The following is a 24,784-nucleotide window of genomic DNA, read 5'->3' as shown; positions in this document are numbered from 1 at the left end:
GTTAATCGATTCAGACGACGGCCAGCGGTAGCGTGCCCGGCCGCACCGGGGCCGGCAGATCCGATTCGCCCATCAGATGGACGTCGACGGCGTGCGCCACGCTGCGGCCCTCGGCGATCGCCCACACGATCAGCGACGCCCCGCGATGGGCATCGCCGCACACGAACACCCCCGGTGCGTCGGTCTGCCAGTCCGAGCCGCACGACACCGTGCCGCGGCGGCTCAGTGTCAGACCGAGCCCGTCGAGCAGCGCCATGTGCTCCACACCCTCGAAACCGATTGCCAGCAGCGCCAATTCGCACGGAATCTCCAGCGAATCCCCGACCGGCACGATGCGCCGGCGGCCGGTCTGGTCACGCTCCACCGTGACCTCCGCGATCTGCATCGCCCGCAGGTTCCCGTCATCGTCGCCGAGAAACCGCTGCACCGCGACCTCGTAACGGCGGTCCCCGCCCTCGGCGTGTGCCGGCGACAGTCTCGTACGCAACACGATCGGCCACGTCGGCCACGGCGAGCGGGATTCGTCGCGGACCTGCGGTGGTTCGGGGTTGTAATCGAGCTGGGTGACCGACTTCGCGCCCTGACGATGGGCGGTACCGAGGCAGTCCGCCCCCGTGTCACCGCCGCCGATGATGACGACGTGCTTGCCGGCGGCCGAGATGCCGGTGGGGCCGTCGCCCTCGCATTCTTTGTTGGCCGGCACCAGGTGTTCCATCGCGAGGTGGACCCCGTGGAGATCACGGCCCTCCACGTCGTTGTCCCGGGCCCGCAGCGCACCCACCGCCAACACCACGGCGTCGTGCTGGGCCCGGAGCTGCTCGATGGGAAGGTCGACACCCACCTCGCATTCGGTGACGAATCGCGTTCCCTCGGCGCGCATCTGCGCCAACCGCTGATTCAGAACGGATTTCTCCAGCTTGTATTCCGGGATGCCGTAGCGCATCAGTCCGCCGATCCGGTCGTCACGCTCGTAGACGGTGACGTCGTGGCCGGCACGGGTCAGCTGTTGGGCCGCGGCGAGTCCGGCCGGGCCGGACCCCACCACCGCGACCTTCTTGCCGGTTGAGATGGCCGCGGGCTGGGGTTCGACCGTCCCGCCCATCCACGCCTGGTCGGCGATCGACTGCTCGATGCGTTTGATGGTGACGCTGCCGCCGGTCTGCTCCTCGGCGATGGACAGCACGCATGCCGCTTCGCACGGCGCCGGACACAACCGGCCGGTGAACTCCGGGAAGTTGTTGGTGGCGTGCAGACGGTCACTGGCGGCATCCCACCGGCCTCGCCGCACCAGGTCGTTCCACTCCGGGATCAGGTTTCCCAGCGGACAGCCCGCAGTGCCGGAGTGGCAGAACGGGATTCCGCAGTCCATGCAGCGACGCGCCTGCTGGGACACCTCCCCCGCCCGCTGGTGCGGATCCTGCCGCTCGTAGACCTCGCGCCAGTCGCCGACTCGTTCGTCGACCGGACGTTTGGTGGCCTCGACCTTGGCCACTTCGAGAAATCCATGTGGGTCAGCCACGGCTTGCCTCCATGATCGCCGAATCGACGTCCCGGCCCTCTGCCTTCGCCATCCGGGTGGCTTCGAGTACACGCTGGTAGTCGCGGGGCATCACCTTCGTGAACTGCGCGCTGCGCCTGGGCCAGTCGGAGAGCACCGACTTCGCGATCGTGCTGGCCGTGTAGTCGGCGTGCCGGGCGACGACGTCGCGCAGCCATGCCAAGTCCTCGGCGTCGGGACGCTGCAACTCGACCGTGGCGGTGTTGACCCGCGCCGGATCGAGCCCCAGGACGAACGCGATGCCGCCCGACATCCCTGCCGCCATATTGCGGCCGACCTTGCCCAGCACCACGACGCGCCCTCCGGTCATGTACTCGCAGGCGTGATCACCGACCCCCTCCACCACGGTGAGGGCACCGGAGTTGCGGGCGGCGAACCGCTCGCCGACGCGTCCGCGGAGGTAGAGCTCCCCCGAGGTGGCGCCGAAAAGCAGGGTGTTGCCTGCGATGACGTTGTCTTCGGGCAGGAACAACACGTCCTCGGGCGGCCTGACGACAATGGTGCCGCCGGACAGGCCCTTTCCGACGTAATCGTTGGCGTCGCCGACGAGTTCGATCGTGATACCGGGGGGCAGGAACGCACCGATCGACTGGCCCGCCGAACCTGTCAGCGTGAGGTGGATCGTGTCGTCGGGCAGCCCTTGCGCTCCGTAACGCCGAGTGACCTCGCTTCCGAGCAGGGTGCCGACGGTGCGGTTGACGTTGCGGACCGGCAGCTCGAGGTGGACGCGGTGCGCGTCTTCCAGCGCCCCTTCGGCGAGCTGGATCAGCGTGCGGTCCAGGGCCTCGTCGAGTCCGTGATCCTGGTTGCGGACACGGACCCGCTGGGTCAGCTCCGCACCACGCGCGTCGGCGGGCACCGCGAACAGGGGCCTGAGATCGAGCCCCTTGCTTTTCCAGTGCGCCAGACCCATGTCGGTGTCGAGCACCTCGGCGTGACCCACGGCCTCGTCGACGCTGCGGAAACCGAGTTCGGCGAGATGTTCCCGGATGTCCTCGGCGATGAATCGGAAGTAGTTCTCCACGAATTCGGGCTTGCCGTTGAAGCGGGCCCGCAGTTCGGGATTCTGGGTGGCCACCCCGACCGGGCAGGTGTCCAGGTGGCAGACGCGCATCATGATGCACCCGGACACGACCAGCGGAGCGGTGGCGAAGCCGAACTCCTCGGCGCCCAGGAGCATCGCGACCATGACGTCGCGGGCGGTGCGCATCCCGCCGTCGCACTGCACTGTGATGCGGTCTCGTAACCCGTTGAGTACCAGGGTCTGCTGGGTGTCGGCCAGACCGATCTCCCACGGCGCGCCCGCATGCTTGAGGCTGGTGAGCGGCGCCGCACCGGTGCCCCCGTCGTAACCGGAGATCAGCACGACGTCGGCGTGGGCTTTGGAGACGCCGGCAGCCACGGTCCCCACACCGACCGAGCTGACGAGCTTGACGTGCACCCGCGCGTCGGCATTGGCGTTCTTGAGATCGTGGATCAGCTGCGCGAGATCTTCGATCGAGTAGATGTCGTGGTGCGGGGGCGGCGAGATCAACCCGACGCCGGGCGTCGAATGCCGGGTCTTGGCGATGTCTGGGTACACCTTGTACCCCGGGAGCTGGCCTCCCTCACCGGGTTTGGCTCCCTGCGCCATCTTGATCTGGATGTCCGTGGCGTTGACCAGGTAATCGCTGGTGACGCCGAACCGGCCGGACGCGACCTGCTTGACGGCGCTGCGCCTTCTGGGGTCGTAGAGCCGGTCCACATCCTCCCCGCCCTCGCCGGAGTTGGAGCGGCCTCCGAGGTTGTTCATCGCGATGGCCATCGTCTCGTGCGCCTCCGACGAGATGGAGCCGTAACTCATCGCGCCGGTGTTGAACCGCCTCACGATCGAGTCCACCGGCTCGACCTCGTCCAGGGGTACGGGCGGTCGGAGGCCCTTCCTGAAGTCGAACAGTCCTCTCAGGGCGCCACCTTCGCGGGCGAGCCGGTTGACCTCCTCGGAGTACTGCTCGAACACCTGACGGCGCCCTGTCCGGGTCGAATGCTGAAGCAGGAAAACCACTTCGGGTGTGAACAGGTGCAGTTCGCCCTCCCGCCGGAAGGCGTATTCGCCGCCGACCTCCAGGCGTCGGTGCACTCTCTCGGTGGGGTTCTCCGGATACGCCCGCCGGTGGCGCAGTTTCACCTCTTCGGCGATGACACCGAGGCCTATCCCGCCCAGCTGGGACGGCGTCCCGGTGAAGTACTCGTCGATGACGTCGCGGTCGATGCCCACGGCCTCGAAGGCCTGTGCGGCGGTGTACGACGCCACGGTCGAGATGCCCATCTTGCTCATCACCTTCATGACGCCCTTGCCGAGCGCGGTGAGGTAGTTGCGGACCGCGGCACCCGGTTCGATGCCGGTGAGTTCGCCTTCGCGGATGAGGTCTTCGATCGATTCGAACGCCAGATACGGGTTGACCGCCGCAGCGCCGAAGCCGATCAACATCGCGATGTGGTGCACCTCGCGGGCGTCTCCCGTCTCCACGACGAGGGCGACGGTGGTGCGCTCCTTGGTCCGGACGAGGTGGTGATGAACCGCCGACACGGCGAGCAGAGACGGGATCGGGGCCCTGGTGTGATCAGAGTCTCGGTCCGAGATGACCAGGGTGCGAGCACCTTTGGCGATGGCATCACAGGCACGCAGCCGTAGATCCTCCAACGCGTCGGCCAGTCCCTCGCCACCGCGTTCCACGTCGTAGAGGGCGCGCAACACCGCGGTCCGCAATCCGGGATGCTCGCCGTCGTCGTTGATGTGGACGATCTTTCCGAGTTCTTCGTTGTCGAGAACCGGCCAGGTCAGCCTGATCTGGCGGCAGGACGCCGGGCCGGGTTCGAGCAGGTTCTGTTCCGGGCCCATGATTCGGGCCATCGACGTGACCACCTCTTCCCGGATGGCATCCAGCGGCGGGTTGGTCACCTGGGCGAACAGTTCGACGAAGTAGTCGTAGAGCAGCTTGGATCGCTGCGACAGCACCGCGGCCGGGGTGTCGGTGCCCATCGAGCCGAGGGGTTCGGCCCCGGAGGCGGCCATCGGCGCGAGCAGGATGCGCAGATCCTCCTCGGAGTAGCCGAAGCTGATCTGTCTGCGGACCACCGATTCGTGGTTGGGCGGAAACTGGCTGCGGTCGGGCAGGGTCTTGAGTTCCAGCAGCCCGGCGTGCAGCCACTCGCCGTAGGGTTCGGCGGCTGACAGTTCTTCTTTGATCTCGTCGTCTGAGACGATGCGGCCGGCGGCAGTGTCGACGAGCAGCATCTTGCCCGGCTGCAACCGGCCTTTCGCGACGATCTGCGAGGACGGCACATCGAGCACCCCCGACTCGCTCGCGAGAATGATGCGGTCGTCGAGCGTGCGCCACCACCGGCCGGGCCGTAACCCGTTGCGGTCCAATACTGCTCCGACCAACGTCCCGTCGGTGAAGGTGACGCAGGCGGGTCCGTCCCAGGGCTCCATCAGCGAGGCGTGGAACTGCCAGAACGCCCGTTCGTCGTGGTGCATCGTGGTGCTGTTCTCCCACGCCTCGGGGATCATCATCAGCACGGCGTGCGGCAGGCTGCGGCCACCGAGGTGGAGCAGCTCGAGGACTTCGTCGAAGGACGCCGAGTCCGACGCGTCGGGGGTGCAGATCGGCGACAGGCGGCTGAGGTCGCCGGGGATCTCGGCGCTGGCCAGCATGGCCTCGCGGGCATGCATGCGGTTCCGGTTACCGCGGACGGTGTTGATCTCGCCGTTGTGGGCGACGAATCTGAACGGATGCGCCAGCGGCCAGGACGGAAAGGTGTTCGTGGAGAACCGGCTGTGGACGATGGCGATGGCACTGAGGCAACGTTCGTCGCGCAGATCCGAAAAGTACTGCGGCAGTTGCATGGTCGTCAGCATGCCTTTGTAGACCATGGTGCGGCTGGACAGCGACGGGAAGTACACGCCGGTACTCTCGGCGCGTTTGCGCAGCGGGTACACACGGCGGTCGAGTTCTATACCCCCCGGCCGGCTTCCGTCGTGCTCGGGCGCGGCGACGAACAGCTGCGACATGTGCGGCATGCAGCCCAGCGCGGTGTCACCGATCTGGGCGCCCACCGCGTCGGTGGGGACCTCGCGCCATCCCAGGACCTCCAAACCTTCTTCGAAGGCGAGGGATTCGACCGCGTCCTGGGCTGCCGCCCTGGCCACGGCATCCTGCGGGAGATAACAGATGCCGGCCGCGAAAGTGTTGCCGGTATCGGCCGAGTCGGGCAGGTCGAAGCCGGCGACTTCGCGGAGTAGCTCGACGGGCAACTGAATGAGAATGCCCGCGCCGTCGCCACTGTTCGGCTCAGCTCCTGCCGCGCCGCGATGCTCGAGGTGTTCGAGCGCGGTCAGTCCGTCGGCGACGATGGAGTGGGAGCGGCGACCCTGAATATCGGTGACCATGGCCACACCGCACGAATCCGATTCGTTGGCCGGATCGTAGAGGCCTTGAGGTTCGGGCAGCGCCGAGAACAGCATGGTCATGGGCCTCCGCAGTCCTGATTCGTGTCGTCAGGGACTGCACCGGCCCGTTGATCCACTGTATCAGCGCAGCGGTGCGCTCACCCGTCGAGCACGCTCGGGACCAGCGGAAACCCGGGTATGTTGCGCAGGACCGTCCACGCCAAAGCGCCGATCACGACGGCGGCGTAGAACGGCATCGTGAGCACCGGCGCGGACTGCTTGCGCCGCACCAGCACCCACACCAACACCAGGGGTAGACCGATCAGCGCAAAAGCGTTGTCGGTGAATGCGGCGGCGAAATCGCCGTGCAGGATGTCGTGCGTCATGCGCATGCCGCCGCATGCAGGACAGAACCATCCGGTCAATTCGTGAAAGGGGCACGGCGGGAACAGAAAGCCCGGACTGTGCGGGTCGCCGACACCGATGTAGGTGAGGGCACCGGCGACCAGGGCGCCGCCGCCGAGCCCGACCCACAGTGTCGTGCGGTTGCTCGGAGTCGCGCTAGGTTCCATCGCGCAACGGACGGCCCTCGGGGTCGCGCACCTTGTCGGTGAGGATCAGCACCGCGTCGATGATTCCCCAGATGATGGCGCCGAGCGTGCACGTGACGATGCCGACGATGAGCTGGATGACACCCAGTTTGGTGTAGCCCATGTAGATGCGTCCGATGCCGACGAGGCCGAACAGGCCGAGGAGCTGCAGCAGTCCCGCGACCACCTTCGACTTCTCGGAGAACGGCTCCCCCGTCACGGGATGGCGGCCGTAGGGCGCCATCGGATCCATGTAGGCGCCTGGATAGCCGCCACCAGCGGGCGGCGGGTAGGCGCCTGGCGGCGGCGGAGAGTATTGCGGGCCGGGTGGCATGTAGCCCGGTTGTTGCGGCGGAGGCGGAAACTGCTGTGCGCCTTCGTTACCACTGAACGGGGGCTCGGTCATGATCACCAGCATGCCAGAACGGGCCCTTGGCCAGAAGGGTCGAGGGTCGACCTAAGAATCACCGCTGGCAGATCCCTTCGGTTCATCGACTCTGTGCCGTGCGGACCTGTGGGTCTACGCGGAGGCGCAATCACCTGCGCACGGGTCATCGCAATGACTGGGCTGTCCTGACGAGGCGCAGGTCGGCCGGAGTGGGTCGAGCGCCAGCCGGCTCGCGCGGGCACTCAGTCCTGACACTGCAGGATGCTGGTTTCGACGACGCGCATCGCGGGTTCGTCGCCCTCGTCGACACTTTCGCTGCGGATACAGTCGAGCAGGCGCTCCTGCTCGTGCCTGTGTTCCAGCTCCATGTACGCCCAGGCTCCCAGAAGCCCGCCCGCGACCACTACGAACAGCGCGGATACGTAACTCAATACTTTGATCTGATACGGCACCTACTCGTCCTCCTCCCTGGGGGAGACGGTAATGCCGCCGACGGCGCAGTAGCTGAGGAGAATCTGTGGGTTGCTGCAGCTGCGGCTGAGCGACAACCCGCGACGATTCAGCGCCGCCGGAACCCGCGCGGGACGGGTCAGCGGTTCCTTCGACGGCGGAGCCAGTCCCGCACCGTGCCACCCAATTTGGACTGCTGCGCCCGGGATGGCCAACTCGTCGCCAGCGGGGCACTCGGTGAGCGAGCGTCGTCTGCCGCCGTCGTGTCGTCCTGGGCGGCCAGCGCCTCTGCCGCGGCCTCACCCTCGACGGCCGATTCGTGGGCGTCCGAGGCGTCCTTGGCAGCTTCAGCTACCTCATCGCCCTCGACGGAACCCAATCCGTCGGAGTCGGGAGTAGAACCAGCGTCGGCCTCGGAACCCCTCAGGCTTTCGGCATCAACTTCGGCCACATCAGCAGCCAACTCCTCTGCCGCAGCCTCACCCTCGACGGCCGATTCGTGGGCGTCCGAGGCGTCCTTGGCAGCTTCAGCTACCTCATCCGAGTCGACCGAACCCAAGCCGTCGCTGCCGGGCGCAGAACCCGCGTCAGCCTCCGAAGCGTTGTTCAAGTCGGCCTCGGAACCGCTCAGGCTCTCGGCAACAACCTCGCCTACGTCAGCAGCCAACTCCTCCGCCGACGCCTCACCCTCGACGGCCGATTCGTGCGCCTCCGACGCATCCTCAACCGCACCGACGACCTCATCCGAGTCGACCGAACCCAAGCCGTCGGCGTCGGGAGTAGAGCCGGCGTCGAACTCAGACGCGCCGTCCGCATCGGCCTCGGAACCGGTCACGCTCTCGGCGTCAACCTCGCCTACGTCAGCAGCCAACTCCTCCGCCGACGCCTCCCCTTCCACGGCCACGTCGTGCGCCTCCGACGCATCCTCAACCGCACCGACGACCTCATCGCCCTCGACCGAACCCAAGCCGTCAGACTCCGAAACAGAACCCGCGTCCGCCTCCGCCGCGCCGTCCGAGTCGACCTCGGAACCGGTCACGCTCTCGGCATCGACCTCGGCAACATCAGCAGCCAACTCCTCCGCCGACGCCTCCCCCTCCACGGCCACGTCGTGCGCCTCCGACGCATCCTCAACCGCACCGACGACCTCATCGCCCTCGACCGAACCCAAGCCGTCAGGCTCGGAAGGTGTTTCGACGTCGCCGGGTGTCTCATCCTCGGTGTCGTCAGAATTTTCGGCAGCGACCTGCGCGACGGCGGTCAGTTCCTCCGCGTCACCGACGTCAGCAGGTTCGGAGCCGGGTTCTGACGGCTCTGCCGGCGTCGTTGCCACCTGCGCAACAGCCACCAACTCTTCGGCGGAAGCTTCACCCGCGACAGCCGACTCATGCGCCTCGCCGGCATCTCCGACAGCCTCGGAGACCTCGTCACCGTCAACCGAGCCCAAACCGTCGGATGCGGTCACCGCGCCCCGATCGCCCTCAGCCGCCAGGTCCTCAGCCTCAACGTCGCCCACCAACTCGTCGGCGGAAGCTTCACCCGCGACAGCCGACTCATGCGCCTCGCCGGCATCTCCGACAGCCTCGACGACCTCATCACCGTCGACCGAACCCAGACCCTCGGATTCGTCCTCAGCGGTGACCGCTGCGCGCGCGGCCGGGGCGCCGGCGGCGGCTTCGGCGGCCTCGTCGCCCTCGACCGCGCCGAGCCCACCGGACTCTTCCGGCAACGGCGGGGCGGTCGTCTCCCCGTCAGCTTCGATGAGTTCTGCGCTGCGGTCGTCGTCTTCGTCAACGGATACGTCGAGCTGGGCAGCGAGCGCCTCCGCCTCGGCGGCTCCTTCGACGGCGGCGTCGTGCGCTGCCGGGGCGCCCTCAGCGGCCACCACAGCGTCGTCGCCCTCCACCGAGCCGAGACCGCCTGTGTCCGGAATGACCTCGGTGTCGGCCTTGCCGTCCTGATCGTCGTCGTCAGCGTCGTTCCGGGCGTCCTCCCGGTCGGCGACCGTGGCCGCCGCGACGACGCCGACAGCAGACGCGACCGCGACCTCCTTGGCGAGTTCCTCGACGTCGGACTCCTCGTTGCCCCGCAGGCTGTCCGGATCCTCGCGGCCTCTCGGGGCCACCATGATGTACACCACGGCGCCGATGAAGACGAACGTCGACGTGAAGGTGTTGATACGGATGCCTGCGAGCAGGGTCGCGGTGTCGCTGCGCATCAGCTCGATCCAGAACCGCCCGACGCAGTACGCCGCGACGTACAGGGCGAACAGCCGGCCGTGACCGATCTTGAACCGGCGGTCCACGAGGATCAGCAGCGCGAAAACAAGCAGGTTCCACAGCAGTTCGTAGAGGAATGTCGGGTGGACGACGGCGATGAGTTCACCGGTGGACACACCGTTGAGGGAATCGAGCACGCCGGCGGCGTTGCGGCGCTCGTACACCTCGAGGCCCCACGGGACCGTCGTCGTCCGACCGTAGAGTTCCTGGTTGAAGTAGTTCCCCAGGCGCCCGATCGCCTGTGCCAGAACGATTCCGGGCGCGATGGCGTCGCCGAACGCGGGCAGCGGAATTCCGCGGCGTCGGCACGCGATCCAAGCCCCGATGGCGCCGAGCGCGACCGCACCCCAGATCCCGAGGCCGCCGTCCCAGATTCTCAGCGCAGCTCCGAGACCCTTGCCGTCCTCACCGAAGTAGGTCGGCCAGTCGGTCAGGACGTGGTACAGCCGGCCGCCGACGAGCCCGAACGGCACCGCCCACAGCGCCACGTCGTAGATGACGCCGGGCTCTCCGCCGCGGGCCACCCAGCGCCGGTCACCGATGACCAACGCGGCGATGATGCCGGCGATGATGCACAGCGCGTATGCGCGAATCGGGAGGCCGAAGAGGTGCCAGACGCCCTGAGCTGGGCTCGGGATGTACGCCAGAACCGTCGTCGTCACGCAGTAATCCTCTGCCTTACCCCGTCTGCAAGTTCTTCGGTCAGCGAGCGCACCGCCGGGATGCCCTCCTTCAACGCCGACACCAGCGCCGAACCGACGATGACGCCGTCGGCGAAGGCCCCGATCTCGGCAGCCTGCTCGCGCGACCGCACGCCCAGACCGACGCCTACCGGAATGTCCGAGATGGCCTTCACCCGGCTCACGAGTTCGGGCGCGGCATTCGACACCGCGTCGCGGGCACCGGTGACGCCCATCGTGGACGCGGCGTACACGAACCCGCGCGACGCCTGGACCGTCTCGTTGAGCCGCTCGGGGGTCGAAGACGGCGCCACCAGAAAGATCCTGTCGAGGTCGTTGGCCTCCGACGCGGCGAACCACTCATCGGCCTCGTCGGGAATGAGGTCGGGAGTGATCAGACCGAGCCCCCCGGCTGAGGCCAGATCGCGGGCGAATGTGTCAACACCCTTGCGCAGCACCGGGTTCCAATAGGTCATGACCACAGCACTACCACCGGCGGCGGTGATCGCCTCCACTGCACGCAATGCGTCGTACACCCGGACCCCACCGCGAAGGGCCACCTCGGTCGCGGCGGCGATCGTCGGCCCGTCCATGCCGGGGTCGGAGTACGCGATACCGACTTCGATGATGTCGCATCCTGATTCGACCAGGGCGACCATCGCGTCGATCGAAGCGTCCACGTCCGGGAAGCCCGTCGGCAGGTAACCGATCAACGCCGCCCGGCCCTCGGCGCGGCACGAGTCGAACAAGCCAGCAAGCCGACTCATCTCGCCCCGTCCTCCAACAGACCGAACCAATTGGCCGCCGTCTCGACGTCCTTGTCACCGCGGCCTGACACGTTCACCAGGATGATCGATCCCGCACCGAGTTGCTCACCCAGCTGGAGCGCACCGGCGATCGCATGCGCCGACTCGATGGCCGGGATGATGCCTTCGGTGCGACTCAACAGAGACAGCGCTTCCATCGCTTCGGTGTCGGTGATGGGCAGGTAGCGGGCGCGACCCACGTCTTTGAGCAGGGCATGCTCAGGGCCCACCCCCGGGTAGTCCAAACCGGCTGAGATGGAATGCGATTCGATGGTCTGGCCGTCCTCGTCCTGCAGCAGGTACGAGAAAGATCCCTGGAACGCGCCGGGCGATCCGCCCGTGAAGGTCGCTGCGTGGCGGCCCGTTTCGACACCGTCGCCCGCCGCTTCGTATCCGATCAGGCTCACGTCCGGGTCGTCGATGAAGGCATGGAAGATGCCGATCGCGTTCGAGCCACCACCGACACACGCCACAACGGCATCAGGCAACCGGCCCGCCTGGTCGAGCATCTGGGCCCTGGCCTCCAGGCCGATCACCCGTTGGAAGTCGCGCACCATCATCGGGAACGGATGAGGCCCGGCCGCGGTGCCGAAGCAGTAATACGTGTTGTCCGCGTTGCTCACCCAGTCGCGGAAGGTCTCGTTGATCGCGTCCTTGAGCGTCTTGGAGCCGGACTCCACCGCCACCACCGAAGCGCCCAGAAGTCGCATCCGCGCAACGTTGAGCGCTTGGCGCGCAGTGTCCACCGCACCCATGTAGATGACGCATTCCAACCCGAGCAATGCGCACGCCGTCGCCGTCGCGACCCCGTGCTGGCCGGCGCCGGTCTCGGCGATCACCCGGGTCTTGCCCATCTGCTTGGCCAGAAGCGCCTGGCCCAGAACGTTGTTGATCTTGTGAGATCCCGTGTGGTTGAGGTCTTCCCGCTTCAAGAAGATCCGCGCACCACCGGCGTGCTCGCTGAGCCGCTCGGCTTCGTACATCGGAGACGGGCGACCGGTGTAGTGGCGCTGTAGCCGGTCGAGTTCGTCGAGGAACGCCTGATCACCCCGAGCCTTCTCGTAGGCGGCCGTGACCTCCTCGATCACCGCCATCAACGCCTCGGGGACCAACCGCCCGCCGTAGACGCCGAAATGGCCTCGCGCATCGGGATCGTGCGGGGTGGGCTCGGCGACCGCCGCGCTGGCGCGAGGCAGATCGGGAGCGGCGAAATCAACCACTTAACGCGCAGGTTTCGGGCACGACGGGTGGGTGCCGGCGGTCACCAGGTCGGCGACGGCGCTTCGGGGGTCACCGCTCGTGACCAGGCCTTCACCGACGAGCACGCCGTCGGCCCCGGCTCCGGCGTAGGCGAGCAGATCGGCAGTTCCGCGCACCCCCGATTCAGCGATCTTGATGACCTTGCTGGGCAGTCCCGGCGCGATGCGCGCAAAGCAGTCCCTGTCGACCTCGAGGGTCTTGAGGTTGCGCGCATTCACTCCGATCAGCGACGCACCGGCCTGCAAGGCGCGGTCCGCTTCCTCCTCGGTGTGCACCTCGACCAGAGCGGTCATGCCCAGCGACTCGGTGCGCTCCAGCAGCGACTCCAGCGCCGGTTGTTCGAGGGCCGCCACGATCAGCAGCAGCAGGTCGGCGCCGTGGGCGCGCGCCTCGTGGATCTGATACGGCCGAACGATGAAGTCTTTGCGCAACACCGGGATCGACACTGCGGCGCGTACGGCGTCGAGATCGTCGAGGGAGCCGTTGAAGCGACGCTGCTCGGTCAGGACGCTGATGACGCGCGCCCCGCCGTCTTGGTAGGCCCGGGCGAGCTGCGCCGGGTCGGCGATGGACGCCAGTTCACCCCGCGACGGGCTCGCGCGTTTGACCTCTGCGATCACCGCGATGCCCGGCGCGCGCAGCGCAGCCATCACGTCGAGCGGTGCTGGTGCCCGCTGCGCCTGCTCCTTGACCTCAGCCAGGCTGACCACGGCTTCGCGAGCGGCAACGTCAGCGCGCACTCCCTCGAGGATGGAGTCGAGGACGGTCGCCGAACCCATAGGCGTCGTATCCCTTCCCCTGACGGCCGTTCGATTCATACCGAAGGGTAGTCGCCACCGAGCCATGCTCCGTCACCGCCCCTTGTTGTCAGGGTCGGCCGGGTCTTGGGTGGGATCAGAGCCCTCGTCGAGGGCATCCCAGATCATCCGCTCGGACATGGCAACGCCCGGGTCCGCCGGTTCCACAGCGGGGCCGCGCCGGTACCGCAGGGCTCGTGTGTTCGACGCCGAACGGATCATCAGCACCGCCGCGACCAGCGTCACCGCAGCCGCCACCGCGGTCACCCCGGCCCCGGCATATTCGCGGCCACTGCCGACGAGGTCCATCACGGGGATGTCGGCCTGCCGCGCGGCGTAGGCGGCCACGTCCGGAATAACCCACAGGCTCAGGGCCGTGTAGCCCTGCCCTGCGCTGGCGAGCGCCACGAGCACGGCGAGGGCACGCAGCGGCCAGCCGCGCACTGCCAGCGCCGCAGCGGCCGCGGCCAGGAGCAACAACGCTGTGGGGATGAGCGTCGAGGACCACGTCGCGCCGTTCACCGTCGCCGTTCGGGGCAGCCCCAGCCCGTCAGAGGTTTCCAACACCACCCACGTCAGCCGCGACGCGCCCCACAGGCCCGCCGCAGCGAGCACCAGCAGCAGCTGCGCGACCCGGATCACGGCTCCCTCAGCGTCTCGGCCGCGGCGATCGCGGCCAGCACCGCGCGGGCCTTGTTGGCCGACTCGTTGTACTCGTAGGGGCCGTTGGAGTCGGCGACCACGCCACCCCCGGCCTGCACATAAGCGGTGCCGCCGCGCATCAGGGCGGTGCGGATCGCGATCGCGAAATCGGCATTGCCGGCGAAATCGAGGTAACCCAGCACGCCGCCGTACAGGCCACGCCGGGTCTTCTCGACCTCCTCGATGAGTTCCATGGCGCGCACCTTCGGGGCCCCGGACAGCGTTCCCGCGGGGAAACACGCGGTCACTGCGTCCAGCGCGGTCTTGCCGTCGGCGAGCAGGCCGGTCACCGTCGACACCAGATGCATGACGTGGCTGTAGCGCTCGATATGGCTGTAGTCCTCGACCTTCACCGTCCCAGGCCGGCAGACCCGCCCGAGATCGTTTCGGCCGAGGTCGACCAGCATCAGATGCTCGGCGCGCTCCTTCTCGTCCTCCTGAAGCTCTTTTTCGAGCAGGAGGTCTTCCTCCTCGGTGTCCCCGCGCCAGCGGGTCCCTGCGATCGGGTGGGTGGTGGCCCGTCCGTCCTTGACGGTGACGAGCGCTTCCGGGCTGGATCCGACGATCGAGAAGTCCAGTCCCCCACTCTGATCCGGCACATTCAGCAGGTACATGTACGGGCTGGGGTTCGTGACGCGCAGCATCCGGTAGACGTCCAGCGGATCGGCGGCGGTGTCCATCTCGAAGCGCTGCGAGGGCACCACCTGGAACGCCTCGCCGGCCTCGATGTCGCGGACGAGTTTGTCGACGATCTCGGTGTACTGCTCGACGGTGCGCTGCGAGCGATGCTCCGGTGCGGGCCTGCTGAACGTCGCCACGGTCGAGGTCAGCGGTTCGGCCAGCGCAGCCGTCATCACGTCCAGGCGCGCGACCGCATCGTCGTAGGCCCAGTCGACACGGTCGTCGGTGCCGTTCCAGTTGACCGCGTTGGCGATCAGCGTGATCGTGCCCTCGTGGTGGTCGACCGCGGCGATGTCGGTGGCCAGCAGCAGCATCATGTCGGGCAGGCCGAGGTCGTCGACCGTCAACTCCGGCAGGCGTTCCAGTCGGCGAACCATGTCGTAGGCGAAGAAGCCGACCAAACCGGATGACAGCGGCGGCAGCCCGGGCAGAGCGGCGGTCTCCAGCAGGCCCAGGGTGGCGCGCAGGGCGTGCAACGGATCCCCACCGGCGGGGGCGTCCTGCGGGATGACGCCCAGCCACACCGCTTCCCCGTCACGCACGGTCAGCGCCGACGGCGCGCCTGCGCCGATGAACGACCACCGCGACCAGGACCGGCCGTTCTCGGCGGACTCCAGGAGGAACGTTCCGGGACGGTTCGCCGCCAGCTTGCGATACGCCGACAGCGGTGTCTCGCTGTCGGCGAGCACCTTGCGGGTCACCGGCACCACGCGATGCTCGGCGGCCAGCGCCCGGAAGTCCTCCCGCGAGGTCGTGACGAGTCGCGATGAGCGGTCGCGCGAAGACCCGGCAGGCAGGTCGGCGGTCGTCTGCACCCGGCGATTCTCCCAGAAGTACGGTGGAGATCGTGAATCGTGGCGATCGGGTGGCGGAGTTCGAACTACCGGACCAGACAGGCAAGACCAGGACGCTGACCGAGCTGCTCGCCGGCGGCCCGATCGTGCTCTTCTTCTATCCCGCGGCGATGACCCCCGGGTGCACCAAAGAGGCGTGCCACTTCCGGGATCTCGCCGCCGAGTTCGCCGCGGTGGGGGCGAGCCGCGTCGGCATCAGCGCCGACTCGGTGGACAAGCAGGCCAAGTTCGCCGATCAGCAGAAATTCGACTATCCGCTGCTGTCGGACGCCGAGGGCGTGGTGGCCACCCAGTTCGGCGTCAAGCGGGGGCTGCTCGGCAAGTTCATGCCGGTGAAGCGGACGACGTTCGTCATCGACACCGACCGCACCGTCCTCGAGGTCATCGCGAGCGAGTTCAGCATGGACACCCACGCCGACAAGGCCCTCGAGGTGTTGCGGCAGCGCCAGTCGGCATGACCGTCGAGGTGCTGCGGCTCACCGATGTGACGTTCCGCCGCGCCGGTAAGCAGATCCTCGACGGCATCTCGCTGACCGTGCGCGCGGGTGAGCACTGGGCACTGCTGGGGCCCAACGGCGCGGGCAAGAGCACCCTGCTCGGTTTCTGTGCGGGCGTGACGTTTCCGACGTCGGGCACCGTCGAGATCCTGGGCAGCCGCATGGGCCGGGTGGACCTGGCCACGCTGCGCCGTCACATCGGCCACGTCAATCCGCGCCATCAGCTGCAGTATTCGCTGACGGTCCGCGACGTGGTGATGACCGGCATCACCGCGACGATCGACACGCCGATGCGCTGGAGGGCTTCCACCGAGGAGTCCGAACGCGCCGACGCGATGATCGCCGCGGTCGGGTTGTCACACCGGGCACAGGACGTGTGGCCGACGCTGTCGCAGGGTGAACGTGGCCGCACGCTGATCGCCCGCGCGCTGATCGCCGAACCGCGCTTACTGCTGCTCGACGAGCCCTCGACAGGTTTGGATGTCGCTGCGCGCGAACAGCTGTTGGAGACCATCGACTCACTCGATCAGACCCATCCCGAGGTGGCATCGATACTGGTCACCCACCATCTCGAAGAACTTCCGACCACGACCACGCACGCCCTGCTGATCGCGGAGGGCGCGGTGGTGGCGAGCGGGCCTGCCAGGGAGACGATCACCACCGAGACGGTGTCGGAGGCATTCGCCCACCCGGTGGCCGTCGGCTACGACGACGGACGCTGGACGGCACGGGCGAAGGCGGGCCGAATCATCTAGCCGCCGGATCGGTGCCTGATCACTGCACGATCCGGTTGGGCCCGTGACGCTCAGGACTCCGGGGCCAGCAGCAGGTCGGCGTCGAAGCACGTGTGATCGCCGGTGTGGCACGCACCCCCGATCTGGTCGACCTCCAGCAGGACGGTGTCCCCATCACAGTCCAGCCGCACCGAATGCACGTGCTGCGTATGCCCCGACGTCAGGCCCTTGACCCACTGCTCGCCACGCGACCGCGAATAGTACGTGGCCTCACGGGTTTCCAGCGTGCGGGCAAGCGCGTCGTCATCCATCCACGCGACCATCAGAACCTGGCCCGTCGCGCGCTCCTGCACCACGGCACTGAACAGGCCGTTGCCGTCGCGCTTGAGGCGGGACGCGATCGCCGGGTCCAATTTCACCTCACCACGATCCCTTCCGCCGCCATCGCCGCCTTCACCTCACCGATGGTCAGGTCCCGGAAGTGGAACACGCTCGCGGCGAGCACGGCGTCGGCTCCTGCAACAACGGCGGGCGCGAAATGTTCCACGGCTCCCGCACCGCCGCTGGCGATCACCGGCACGGTGACCGCACCGCGCACGGCACGCAGCATCTTCAGATCGAAGCCCGCCTTGGTGCCATCGGCGTCCATCGAGTTGAGCAGAATCTCCCCCACGCCGAGTTCGGCTCCGCGCACAGCCCATTCGACGGCGTCGATGCCGGTGCCGCGGCGGCCGCCGTGGGTGGTGACCTCCCAGCCCGACGGCGTGGGAGGCGAATCCGGGGGCACCGTGCGAGCGTCCACCGACAGCACGATGCACTGGGAGCCGAACCGGCGGGACAACTCCGACAGCAGCTCCGGGCGCGCGATCGCGGCGGTGTTCACCGACACCTTGTCCGCCCCTGCGCGCAGCAGCACGTCGACGTCGTCGATCGCGCGCACACCGCCGCCGACGGTCAGGGGGATGAACACCTGCTCGGCGGTGCGGCGCACCACGTCCAACATCGTCGTGCGTCCCGACGACGACGCCGTGACGTCGAGGAAGGTGAGTTCGTCGGCGCCCTCGGCGTCGTATGCCGCGGCCAGTTCGACAGGGTCCCCGGCGTCGCGCAGGTTGGCGAAGTTGACGCCCTTCACGACCCGGCCGTCGTCGACGTCGAGACACGGAATCACCCGCGTTGCGACGTCACTGACGGGTGTCACAGAAAGTCCTTCGGGTCGCCGACGTCGCGCACGATCTGCAGGATCTCCTCGTGGGCGCCCGGAGCGGCCGCCAGCGCCGACGGGGACGACGAGGTCCACGGATCGCCCGCGAGATCGGTGACGATGCCGCCGGCCGCCCGCACCAGGGCCACGCCTGCGGCGTGGTCCCAGACATGGTGGCCGAAACTGATGGCGCCGCCCAGGATTCCGGCCGCCACATACGCGAGGTCGACACCGGTGGCGCCGTGCATCCGCATGCGCGAACACTTCGTGCTGAGGCCCTCGAGCACCTTCACCCGGTACGGACCCGGGTAGCGTCCCCGGGACTCGATGTTGAACGTGCCGACACCGACGATGGATTCGCCGATCGTGGTGGGCTCCAGCCGGTCGAGGGCGTCGTCGTTACAGCGCACCGGCCCGCCGGCGATCGCGGTGTAGCGCTGCGACATGAACGGCAGCCACGTCAGCCCGAGCACCGGCTCGCCGTCGGCCAGCAGGCCCAGCAGGATCGCCGCCATCGGTGAGCCTGCCGCGTAATTGAAGGTGCCGTCGACCGGATCGAGCACCCACACCAGCTCGGCGTCGATGGATTCCCCGCCGAATTCCTCACCGTGCACACCGATGCCGGTGAGCCGGGTCAGCTCGGCGACGACACGTCGCTCGATGGCGAGGTCCACCTCGGTGGCGAAGTCGTTGCCCTTCTTCTCGACGGCCGAGTCGGCGCGGTGCCCGTCGACGAATTGTGCGGAGGCCGCATCCAGCACGCCGGCCGCGGTGCTGAGCAGTTCGGCCAGCTGGTTGTCGTCGAGGCTCACGTGCTGACCGCGTCGAGAGCCTGCGGCAACGTGAAACGTCCGGCGTAGAGCGCCTTTCCGACGATGGCACCCTCGACGCCGCGGTCGGTCAGGGTCGCGATGGCACGCAGGTCGTCGAGGCTGGACACGCCGCCGGAGGCGATGACCGGCGCGTCGGTGCGCTCGCAGACCTGGCCCAGCAGCTCCAGGTTCGGGCCGTTGAGGGTGCCGTCCTTGGTCACGTCGGTCACGACGAAGCGCGAACAGCCCTCTGCGTCAAGGCGTTCGAGCACGGTCCACAGGTCGCCGCCGTCGGTCTCCCAGCCGCGCCCCCGTAGCCGGTACTGCCCGTCTTCGATCTTGACGTCGAGTCCGACGGCGATCTTCTCGCCGTGCTCGGCGACGACCTTGGCACACCACTGGGGGTTCTCCAGGGCCGCCGTGCCCAGGTTCACGCGCGCGCACCCGGTGGCCAGTGCCGCGGCCAGTGAGTCGTCGTCGCGGATGCCGCCGGACAGTTCCACGGCGACGTCGAGGGTGCCGACGACCTCGGCCAGCAGTTCCCGATTGGACCCGCGCCCGAAGGCGGCGTCGAGATCGACGAGGTGGATCCATTCGGCGCCGTCGCGCTGCCACGTCATCGCCGCGTCGAGCGCGGAACCGTATTCCGTCTCGCTGCCGGCCTGACCCTGCACCAAGCGCACCGCGCGCCCTTCGACGACGTCGACGGCCGGGAGCAGGACGAGCTTGGACGGGGCGTTCACGGAATTCACGCTGGTCAACTTAGCGCTCCGACCCAGTTGGACAACAATTCGGCGCCGGCGTCGCCGCTCTTCTCAGGATGGAACTGGGTCGCCGAGAGGGGTCCGTCCTCCACAGCGGCCAGGAACGGCACGTGGTGGGTCGCCCACGTGAGCTTCGCGCCGGGATCGCCCTCCCACTGCTGCGCGGCGTAGGAGTGCACGAAGTAGAAGCGGGTGTCGGAGCCCATGCCGTCGAACAGCACGCTGCCCTGCGGGGCGTCGACGACGTTCCAGCCCATGTGCGGGATCACCGGGGCGTCGAGGCGGACGACGGCACCCGGCCACTGCCGGCAGCCCGTCGATTCGACCCCGAATTCCACGCCCCGGGAGAACAGGATCTGCATGCCCACGCAGACCCCCAGCACCGGACGGCCGGCCGCGACGCGATCGGCGATGATCTGCTCGCCGCCGATCTCCCGCAGGCCGCTCATACAGGCCTCGAAGGCACCCACGCCGGGCACGACGAGACCGTCGGCGTTCGCCGCGGCGTCGTGATCCGCGGTCACCTCGACCTCGGCCCCGACCCTCTCCAACGCCCGCTGCGCCGAGCGCAGGTTCCCCGATCCGTAGTCCAGTACGACGAGTTTCTTTGTCACAGAGTTCCTTTGGTGGACGGCACGCCGGTGACGCGGGGGTCGTACTCGACGGCCTGACGAAGCGCCCGGGCGACGGCCTTGTACTCGGCCTCGGTGATGTGGTGCGGATCGCGCCCGTAGAGGGTGCGCACGTGCAGCGCGATGCGGGCGTTGTAGGCCAGCGATTCGAAGACATGGCGGTTGACCACGGTGTGGTACGGCGCAGCGGAACCGGCGATCGTGAACTGCACCATGTAGTCCGGCTCGCCGGTGTGCACGAAATAGGGTCGCCCGGAGACGTCGACGGCGGCGTGCGCCAGGCATTCGTCCATCGGGATGAACGCGTCGCCGAAGCGGCGGATCCCCTTCTTGTCACCCAGGGCCTGCGCGAGCGCCTGCCCGAGCACGATGGCCGTGTCCTCGATGGTGTGGTGGCCCTCGATCTCGATGTCGCCGACGGCTTTCACCGACAGATCGAAACTCGCGTGACTGCCCAGCGAGGTGAGCATGTGGTCGAAGAACGGGACGCCGGTGTCGATGCTGACCTGGCCGGTGCCGTCGAGGTCGAGTTCGACGACGATGTCGGATTCCTTGGTCTTGCGTTCGACCCTGGCTCGGCGGTTGGGGCGGCTCATGATGCTCCTATCTGGGCGCTGGCGGTCAGCAGCGCGTCGTTCTCGGCGGCGAGCCCGATGGTGGTGCGCAGGTACCCCGGGATCCCGACGTCCCGGATCAGGACACCCTCGTCGAGGTAGCGCCGCCAGGTGGCGGGTGCGTCGACGAACTCGCCGAAGAGGACGAAGTTCGAGTCGCTCGGGATCACCCGGAATCCCATGTCGCGCAACGCTGCGCAAACCCGCTCCCGCTCGGCGATCAGCGTCGCGACGCTGCCCAGCGTCTCGTCGGCGTGACGCAGCGCGGCCCGCGCGGCAGCCTGCGTCACCGACGACAGGTGGTAGGGCAGCCGCACCAGCAGCATCGCGTCGATGACCGCGGGCGCGGCGATCAAATACCCCAGCCGACCGCCGGCGAACGCGAATGCCTTGCTCATGGTGCGGCTGACGACGAGCCTGGTCGGGTAAGCCTCGAGCAACGCGATCGCGCTCGGCTGCGACGAGAACTCGCCGTAGGCCTCGTCGACGATCATGATGCCCTTGGTCATCGCGTCCAGCAGCGACCGCAGGTCGTCGAGCGAGACACTCTGCCCGGACGGGTTGTTGGGGCTGGTGACGAACACGATGTCCGGGTTGTGTTCCTTGATCGCGGTCGCCGCGACCCCGGCGTCGAGGCCGAAGTCGTCGGCGCGGTTCGCGACCAGCCATGCGGTCTGCGTGCCGTCGGAGATGATGGGGTGCATCGAGTACGACGGCACGAAACCGATGGCGCTGCGGCCGGGCCCGCCGAACGCCTGCAGCAGCTGCTGCAGGATCTCGTTGGAGCCGTTGGCCGCCCACACGTTCTCGACGCCGACGGAGTTGCCGGTGACCGCGCTCAGATAGGCGGCGAGGTCGGCGCGCAACGCCACCGCGTCGCGGTCCGGGTACCGGTGCAGGTTCCGGGCGGCCTCGCGGACCGATTCCGCGACATCGTCGACGAGCGCCTCCGTGGGCGGGTGCGGGTTCTCGTTCGTGTTGAGCCGGACCGGCACCTCCAACTGCGGTGCGCCGTACGGGGATTTGCCGCGCAGGTCCTCGCGCAGCGGCAGGGCGTCGAGAGTCACCTCGCCACCCAGGACCGGGCCACCGCTCACCTCTGGTCCGTTCTTCGCGCGAGCGCTCATCACCGTTCGAACCGTCGACGCACGGCTTCGCCGTGGCTGGGCAGGTTCTCGGCGTTGGCCAGCGTGATCACATACCCCGAGACGTCCTTCAACGCCGATTCGGTGTAGTCGACGACGTGAATCCCGCGCAGGAAGGTCTGCACCGACAGACCGCTGGAGTGCCGGGCGCACCCGGCGGTGGGCAGCACGTGGTTCGACCCGGCGCAGTAGTCGCCCAGGCTCACCGGTGACCACGGCCCGACGAAAATGGCTCCGGCCGAGCGGATTCGACCGGCGACGGCACTGGCGTCGACCGTCTGGATCTCCAGATGTTCGGCGGCATAGGCGTTCACGGTACGAACCCCTGCGTCGATGTCGTCGACGAGGACGATGGCCGACTGCTCGCCGCCGAGTGCGGCCGTGACGCGCTCGCGGTGGACGGTGGTCTGCAGTTGCACGGCCAGCTCACGATCGGTGGCGTCGGCCAGCTCGATGCTGTCGGTCACCAGCACACTGGCGGCCATCTCGTCGTGTTCGGCCTGGCTGATCAGGTCGGCGACGACATGCACGGGGTCCGCCGTGTGGTCGGCCAGGATCGCGATCTCGGTCGGCCCGGCTTCGGCGTCGATACCGACCTGGGAACGGCAGATGCGTTTGGCCGCGGTGACGTAGATGTTGCCGGGCCCGGTGATCATGTCGACCGGCGCCAGCTCCGTCCCGTCGGTGTCCTCACCGCCGTAGGCGAGCAGCGCGACGGCCTGCGCGCCGCCGACGGCCCACACCTCGTCGACACCGAGCAGCGCCGCCGCGGCCAGGATCGTCGGATGCGGGAGGCCCTGGAAGGGCGCGGGGTTGGACGCCTGAGGCGGGCTCGCGATGACCAGGGAGTCGACCCCGGCGGTCTGGGCCGGCACGACGTTCATCACCACGCTCGACGGATAGACGGCGTTACCGCCCGGAACGTAGAGGCCGACACGCTCCATCGGCACCCACCGCTCGGTGACCGACGCCCCGGGGGCCAGCGTGGTCGTGCTGTCGGTGCGGCGCTGGTCGGCGTGGACCGCGCGGGCGCGGTCGATGGCGACCTCGAGCGCGCGGCGGACGTCCGGGTCGAGGGTGTCCAGGGCCGCCACGAGCCGGTCGGAGGGCACCCGCACACGATCCGGCCGCACCCCGTCGAACGTGGCACCGTAGGCGAGCGCCGCCTCGGCTCCGCGCTGGGCGACAGCCTCGACGATGGGCCGGACCTTGGGGACGACGGCGTCGACGTCGACTCCCCCGCGCGGCAGCGCCGTGCGCAGACGGGCCGCGGACAGCGTCGTGCCGCGCAGGTCGATGCGCCGCAGCAGTCCTGGCGATACATTCACGCTGACCATTGTCCCAGAGCAGCACAAATCGGTATCGGAGGCGTCATGTCCGATCGGACCAGCAGAAGCACACACCCCAACAACGCACCCGGCGTGCCCATGATCTTCCCGCCGTGGTTCGAACGTCTGCAGATCAAGTACATCAACCCGCTGCTGCGGCCACTGTCCAAGCGCATGCCCGGGCTGGGGGTCATCAAGCATCGCGGACGCACCTCGGGTACTGAATACGAGACCATCGTGACCCCGTACCGCAAGGGCGATCTGCTGGCCATCGGGTTGGCTCACGGCAAGACGAACTGGGTCAAGAATGTGCTCGCCGCCGGCGAGGCGGACATCCAGATCGGTAAGAAGACCTTCCACCTGATACGCCCGCGCGTGCTGCCCGCGGGGACCGAGGACGCTTCGCTGCCGCGGATGGCCCAGATGGTGGCCCGGCAGTCGGGTGTCTTCGTCGCCGATATCGCTTGACCTGGCCTGAGACACTGACGCCATGACGTGGCAGATGTGGCTGGCGTTCTTCGGTGCGGCCATCGTGATCGCGGTGTCGCCGGGCGCCGGGGCGATCCAGTCCATGGCCACCGGCCTGACCCACGGGGTCCGCCGAGGGTACTGGAGCATCCTCGGCCTCGAAGTGGGGTTGATGCTGCAGCTCACCCTGGTCGCAGTCGGGCTCGGGGCCGCCGTGACGAACTCCATCGTGGCGTTCACCGTCATCAAATGGCTGGGGGTGGCGTACCTCGCCTATCTGGCGGTGCGGCAGTGGCGCACCGCGCCCGTCGACCTCGGCGCCCAGGTGCATCGGGCCGTCGACGGGGGCCGCGTCTCCCTGATGGTCCGGGGCTTCCTCGTCAACGCGACCAATCCGAAGGGGCTGGTGTTCTTCCTGGCCGTGATGCCCCAGTTCGTGGTGCCCACCGCGCCGCTGCTCCCGCAGTACCTGGCGATCGGGATCACGATGGTCGCCGTGGACCTCGTCGTGATGGGCCTCTACACCGCCCTGTCGGTGCGTCTGCTGACATGGCTGCGCACACCACGGCAACAGACAGTGCTCAACCGCGTGTTCTCCGGACTGTTCGCCGGTGCGGCCGTGGTGCTGGCCCTGGTGCGGCGCGGCCCGGCGGCGGCCTGACCTACCGGCAGCGCCCGGTGATCGCTGTGCTGGCCGCCTCGGCATCCGCAAGCCGCGCGGCCTGCGCGGGGTCGGTGTTCGGTACGCCGGCCGTGGCCGCGGCACCGATGTCCATCAGCTGACCGGCGAAGCGGCGCACCTCGCCGGCAAGGTCGGTCGGGGTGGCCGGATCCAGCCGCGCCAGCAGGTACTGCCCGCCGTCGAGCAGTGAGATGCGTGCGTTGGCCGCGACGGCCAGGGCGCCCGAGATGTCACTCGACCCGCCCGGGGGCTCGACGTTGGTGTTGGTCGCGACCCCGGTGCGCACCGTCTCGAATGCCGAACAGATCGTGGACCTGGCCTCGCTGCGTTGAGCCTCGGTGTAGTCCGGCCCGGCGTCGAAGGTGCGCATCAGCGCGAAGACCGCGACGCCCAGCGACAGCACCGCAATGGCCACAGCCAGTTTCAT

The 24,784-nt window shown here is 68.3% G+C and carries 23 protein-coding genes and 1 pseudogene; 4 read left to right on the top strand and 20 right to left on the bottom strand.

The features are described 5' to 3' along the window. Positions 1-10 precede the first annotated feature (10 nt). From FHR72_RS10260 to FHR72_RS10210, 11 genes and pseudogenes are all read right to left on the bottom strand, one after another. Complete coding sequence (locus tag FHR72_RS10260; RefSeq protein ID WP_183467809.1) at positions 11-1,519, bottom strand: glutamate synthase subunit beta; 1,509 nt, start codon at positions 1,517-1,519, stop codon at positions 11-13. Further along, on the bottom strand, positions 1,512-6,065 hold the full coding sequence (gltB, locus tag FHR72_RS10255; RefSeq protein ID WP_183467888.1) for a glutamate synthase large subunit: 4,554 nt from the start codon (positions 6,063-6,065) through the stop codon (positions 1,512-1,514). The genes FHR72_RS10260 and gltB overlap by 8 nt, the downstream gene beginning before the upstream one ends. An 83-nt stretch (positions 6,066-6,148) precedes the next feature. Beyond that, a complete protein-coding gene (locus FHR72_RS10250) occupies positions 6,149-6,562 on the bottom strand; it encodes a DUF2752 domain-containing protein (RefSeq protein WP_183467808.1) in 414 nt (137 codons plus the stop codon). Beyond that, positions 6,552-6,986, bottom strand: coding sequence for an NINE protein (locus FHR72_RS10245; protein ID WP_183467807.1), 435 nt, complete (start codon positions 6,984-6,986; stop codon positions 6,552-6,554). Before FHR72_RS10245 ends, FHR72_RS10250 begins: the two co-directional genes overlap by 11 nt. 224 nt (positions 6,987-7,210) lie before the next feature. After that, on the bottom strand, positions 7,211-7,420 hold the full coding sequence (locus FHR72_RS10240) for a hypothetical protein (RefSeq protein WP_183467806.1): 210 nt from the start codon (positions 7,418-7,420) through the stop codon (positions 7,211-7,213). A gap of 818 nt (positions 7,421-8,238) precedes the next feature. Next, positions 8,239-10,359 (bottom strand): annotated as a pseudogene (gene lgt / locus FHR72_RS10235) (prolipoprotein diacylglyceryl transferase); the annotation flags it as partial. Then, positions 10,356-11,144, bottom strand: coding sequence for a tryptophan synthase subunit alpha (trpA, locus tag FHR72_RS10230; protein WP_183467804.1), 789 nt, complete (start codon positions 11,142-11,144; stop codon positions 10,356-10,358). The gene trpA and the pseudogene lgt, both read right to left, overlap by 4 nt. Next, complete coding sequence (trpB, locus tag FHR72_RS10225; protein ID WP_183467803.1) at positions 11,141-12,403, bottom strand: tryptophan synthase subunit beta; 1,263 nt, start codon at positions 12,401-12,403, stop codon at positions 11,141-11,143. The genes trpA and trpB overlap by 4 nt, the downstream gene beginning before the upstream one ends. Continuing rightward, complete coding sequence (trpC, locus tag FHR72_RS10220) at positions 12,404-13,222, bottom strand: indole-3-glycerol phosphate synthase TrpC (protein ID WP_183467802.1); 819 nt, start codon at positions 13,220-13,222, stop codon at positions 12,404-12,406. 72 nt (positions 13,223-13,294) lie between these two features. Continuing rightward, positions 13,295-13,882, bottom strand: coding sequence for a TIGR02234 family membrane protein (locus tag FHR72_RS10215; RefSeq protein WP_183467801.1), 588 nt, complete (start codon positions 13,880-13,882; stop codon positions 13,295-13,297). Further along, positions 13,879-15,438 carry an anthranilate synthase component I gene (locus FHR72_RS10210; RefSeq protein ID WP_183467800.1) on the bottom strand — a complete coding sequence of 520 codons (1,560 nt, stop codon included), beginning with the start codon at positions 15,436-15,438 and terminating at the stop codon, positions 13,879-13,881. The genes FHR72_RS10215 and FHR72_RS10210 overlap by 4 nt, the downstream gene beginning before the upstream one ends. Before the next feature lie 32 nt (positions 15,439-15,470). Between FHR72_RS10210 and FHR72_RS10205 the strand changes: the two genes are divergently transcribed. After that, entirely contained in the window at positions 15,471-15,935 is a 465-nt protein-coding gene (locus tag FHR72_RS10205) for a peroxiredoxin (protein ID WP_183467799.1), read from the top strand. Continuing rightward, positions 15,932-16,729: an ABC transporter ATP-binding protein gene (locus FHR72_RS10200; RefSeq protein WP_183467798.1), complete on the top strand. Its 798-nt coding sequence runs from the start codon at positions 15,932-15,934 to the stop codon at positions 16,727-16,729. The genes FHR72_RS10205 and FHR72_RS10200 overlap by 4 nt, the downstream gene beginning before the upstream one ends. 50 nt (positions 16,730-16,779) lie before the next feature. On the opposite strand, the gene hisI is transcribed toward FHR72_RS10200, so the two are convergent. Genes hisI through hisD form a run of 8 tightly spaced genes read right to left on the bottom strand, consistent with a single transcriptional unit; the run spans position 16,780 to position 23,216 of the window. Then, on the bottom strand, positions 16,780-17,127 hold the full coding sequence (hisI, locus tag FHR72_RS10195; RefSeq protein ID WP_183467797.1) for a phosphoribosyl-AMP cyclohydrolase: 348 nt from the start codon (positions 17,125-17,127) through the stop codon (positions 16,780-16,782). Then, positions 17,124-17,909, bottom strand: a complete 786-nt coding sequence (gene hisF, locus FHR72_RS10190) for an imidazole glycerol phosphate synthase subunit HisF (protein WP_183467796.1) — start codon at positions 17,907-17,909, stop codon at positions 17,124-17,126. Before hisF ends, hisI begins: the two co-directional genes overlap by 4 nt. Then, on the bottom strand, positions 17,906-18,724 hold the full coding sequence (locus FHR72_RS10185) for an inositol monophosphatase family protein (RefSeq protein WP_183467795.1): 819 nt from the start codon (positions 18,722-18,724) through the stop codon (positions 17,906-17,908). Before FHR72_RS10185 ends, hisF begins: the two co-directional genes overlap by 4 nt. Beyond that, the gene (priA, locus tag FHR72_RS10180) at positions 18,721-19,476 is read right to left on the bottom strand and encodes a bifunctional 1-(5-phosphoribosyl)-5-((5-phosphoribosylamino)methylideneamino)imidazole-4-carboxamide isomerase/phosphoribosylanthranilate isomerase PriA (protein WP_183467794.1); all 756 of its coding nucleotides are present in this window, start codon (positions 19,474-19,476) and stop codon (positions 18,721-18,723) included. Before priA ends, FHR72_RS10185 begins: the two co-directional genes overlap by 4 nt. A 5-nt stretch (positions 19,477-19,481) precedes the next feature. Next, positions 19,482-20,102, bottom strand: a complete 621-nt coding sequence (hisH, locus tag FHR72_RS10175; RefSeq protein ID WP_183467793.1) for an imidazole glycerol phosphate synthase subunit HisH — start codon at positions 20,100-20,102, stop codon at positions 19,482-19,484. After that, on the bottom strand, positions 20,099-20,716 hold the full coding sequence (gene hisB / locus FHR72_RS10170; RefSeq protein ID WP_183467792.1) for an imidazoleglycerol-phosphate dehydratase HisB: 618 nt from the start codon (positions 20,714-20,716) through the stop codon (positions 20,099-20,101). The genes hisH and hisB overlap by 4 nt, the downstream gene beginning before the upstream one ends. Beyond that, the gene (locus FHR72_RS10165; RefSeq protein ID WP_311736110.1) at positions 20,713-21,831 is read right to left on the bottom strand and encodes a histidinol-phosphate transaminase; all 1,119 of its coding nucleotides are present in this window, start codon (positions 21,829-21,831) and stop codon (positions 20,713-20,715) included. The genes hisB and FHR72_RS10165 overlap by 4 nt, the downstream gene beginning before the upstream one ends. A gap of 29 nt (positions 21,832-21,860) precedes the next feature. Then, entirely contained in the window at positions 21,861-23,216 is a 1,356-nt protein-coding gene (hisD, locus tag FHR72_RS10160; RefSeq protein ID WP_183467790.1) for a histidinol dehydrogenase, read from the bottom strand. Positions 23,217-23,252: 36 nt separating this feature from the next. Here hisD and FHR72_RS10155 point away from each other — a divergent pair, with 36 nt between their 5' ends. After that, positions 23,253-23,675, top strand: coding sequence for a nitroreductase family deazaflavin-dependent oxidoreductase (locus tag FHR72_RS10155; protein WP_183467789.1), 423 nt, complete (start codon positions 23,253-23,255; stop codon positions 23,673-23,675). Between the two features lie 22 nt (positions 23,676-23,697). Further along, positions 23,698-24,336 (top strand): LysE family transporter, encoded by a 639-nt coding sequence (locus tag FHR72_RS10150; protein ID WP_183467788.1) that lies wholly within the window; start codon positions 23,698-23,700, stop codon positions 24,334-24,336. Position 24,337: 1 nt separating this feature from the next. Here FHR72_RS10150 and FHR72_RS10145 read toward each other — a convergent pair whose 3' ends face one another. Further along, positions 24,338-24,784 carry a hypothetical protein gene (locus FHR72_RS10145; RefSeq protein ID WP_183467787.1) on the bottom strand — a complete coding sequence of 149 codons (447 nt, stop codon included), beginning with the start codon at positions 24,782-24,784 and terminating at the stop codon, positions 24,338-24,340.

Origin of the sequence: Mycolicibacterium iranicum (assembly GCF_014190915.1) — a bacterium.
Lineage (GTDB): Bacteria > Actinomycetota > Actinomycetes > Mycobacteriales > Mycobacteriaceae > Mycobacterium > Mycobacterium iranicum_B.
Note: the sequence above shows the minus strand (reverse complement) of the source record. Positions and strands in the feature narration are given on the sequence as shown.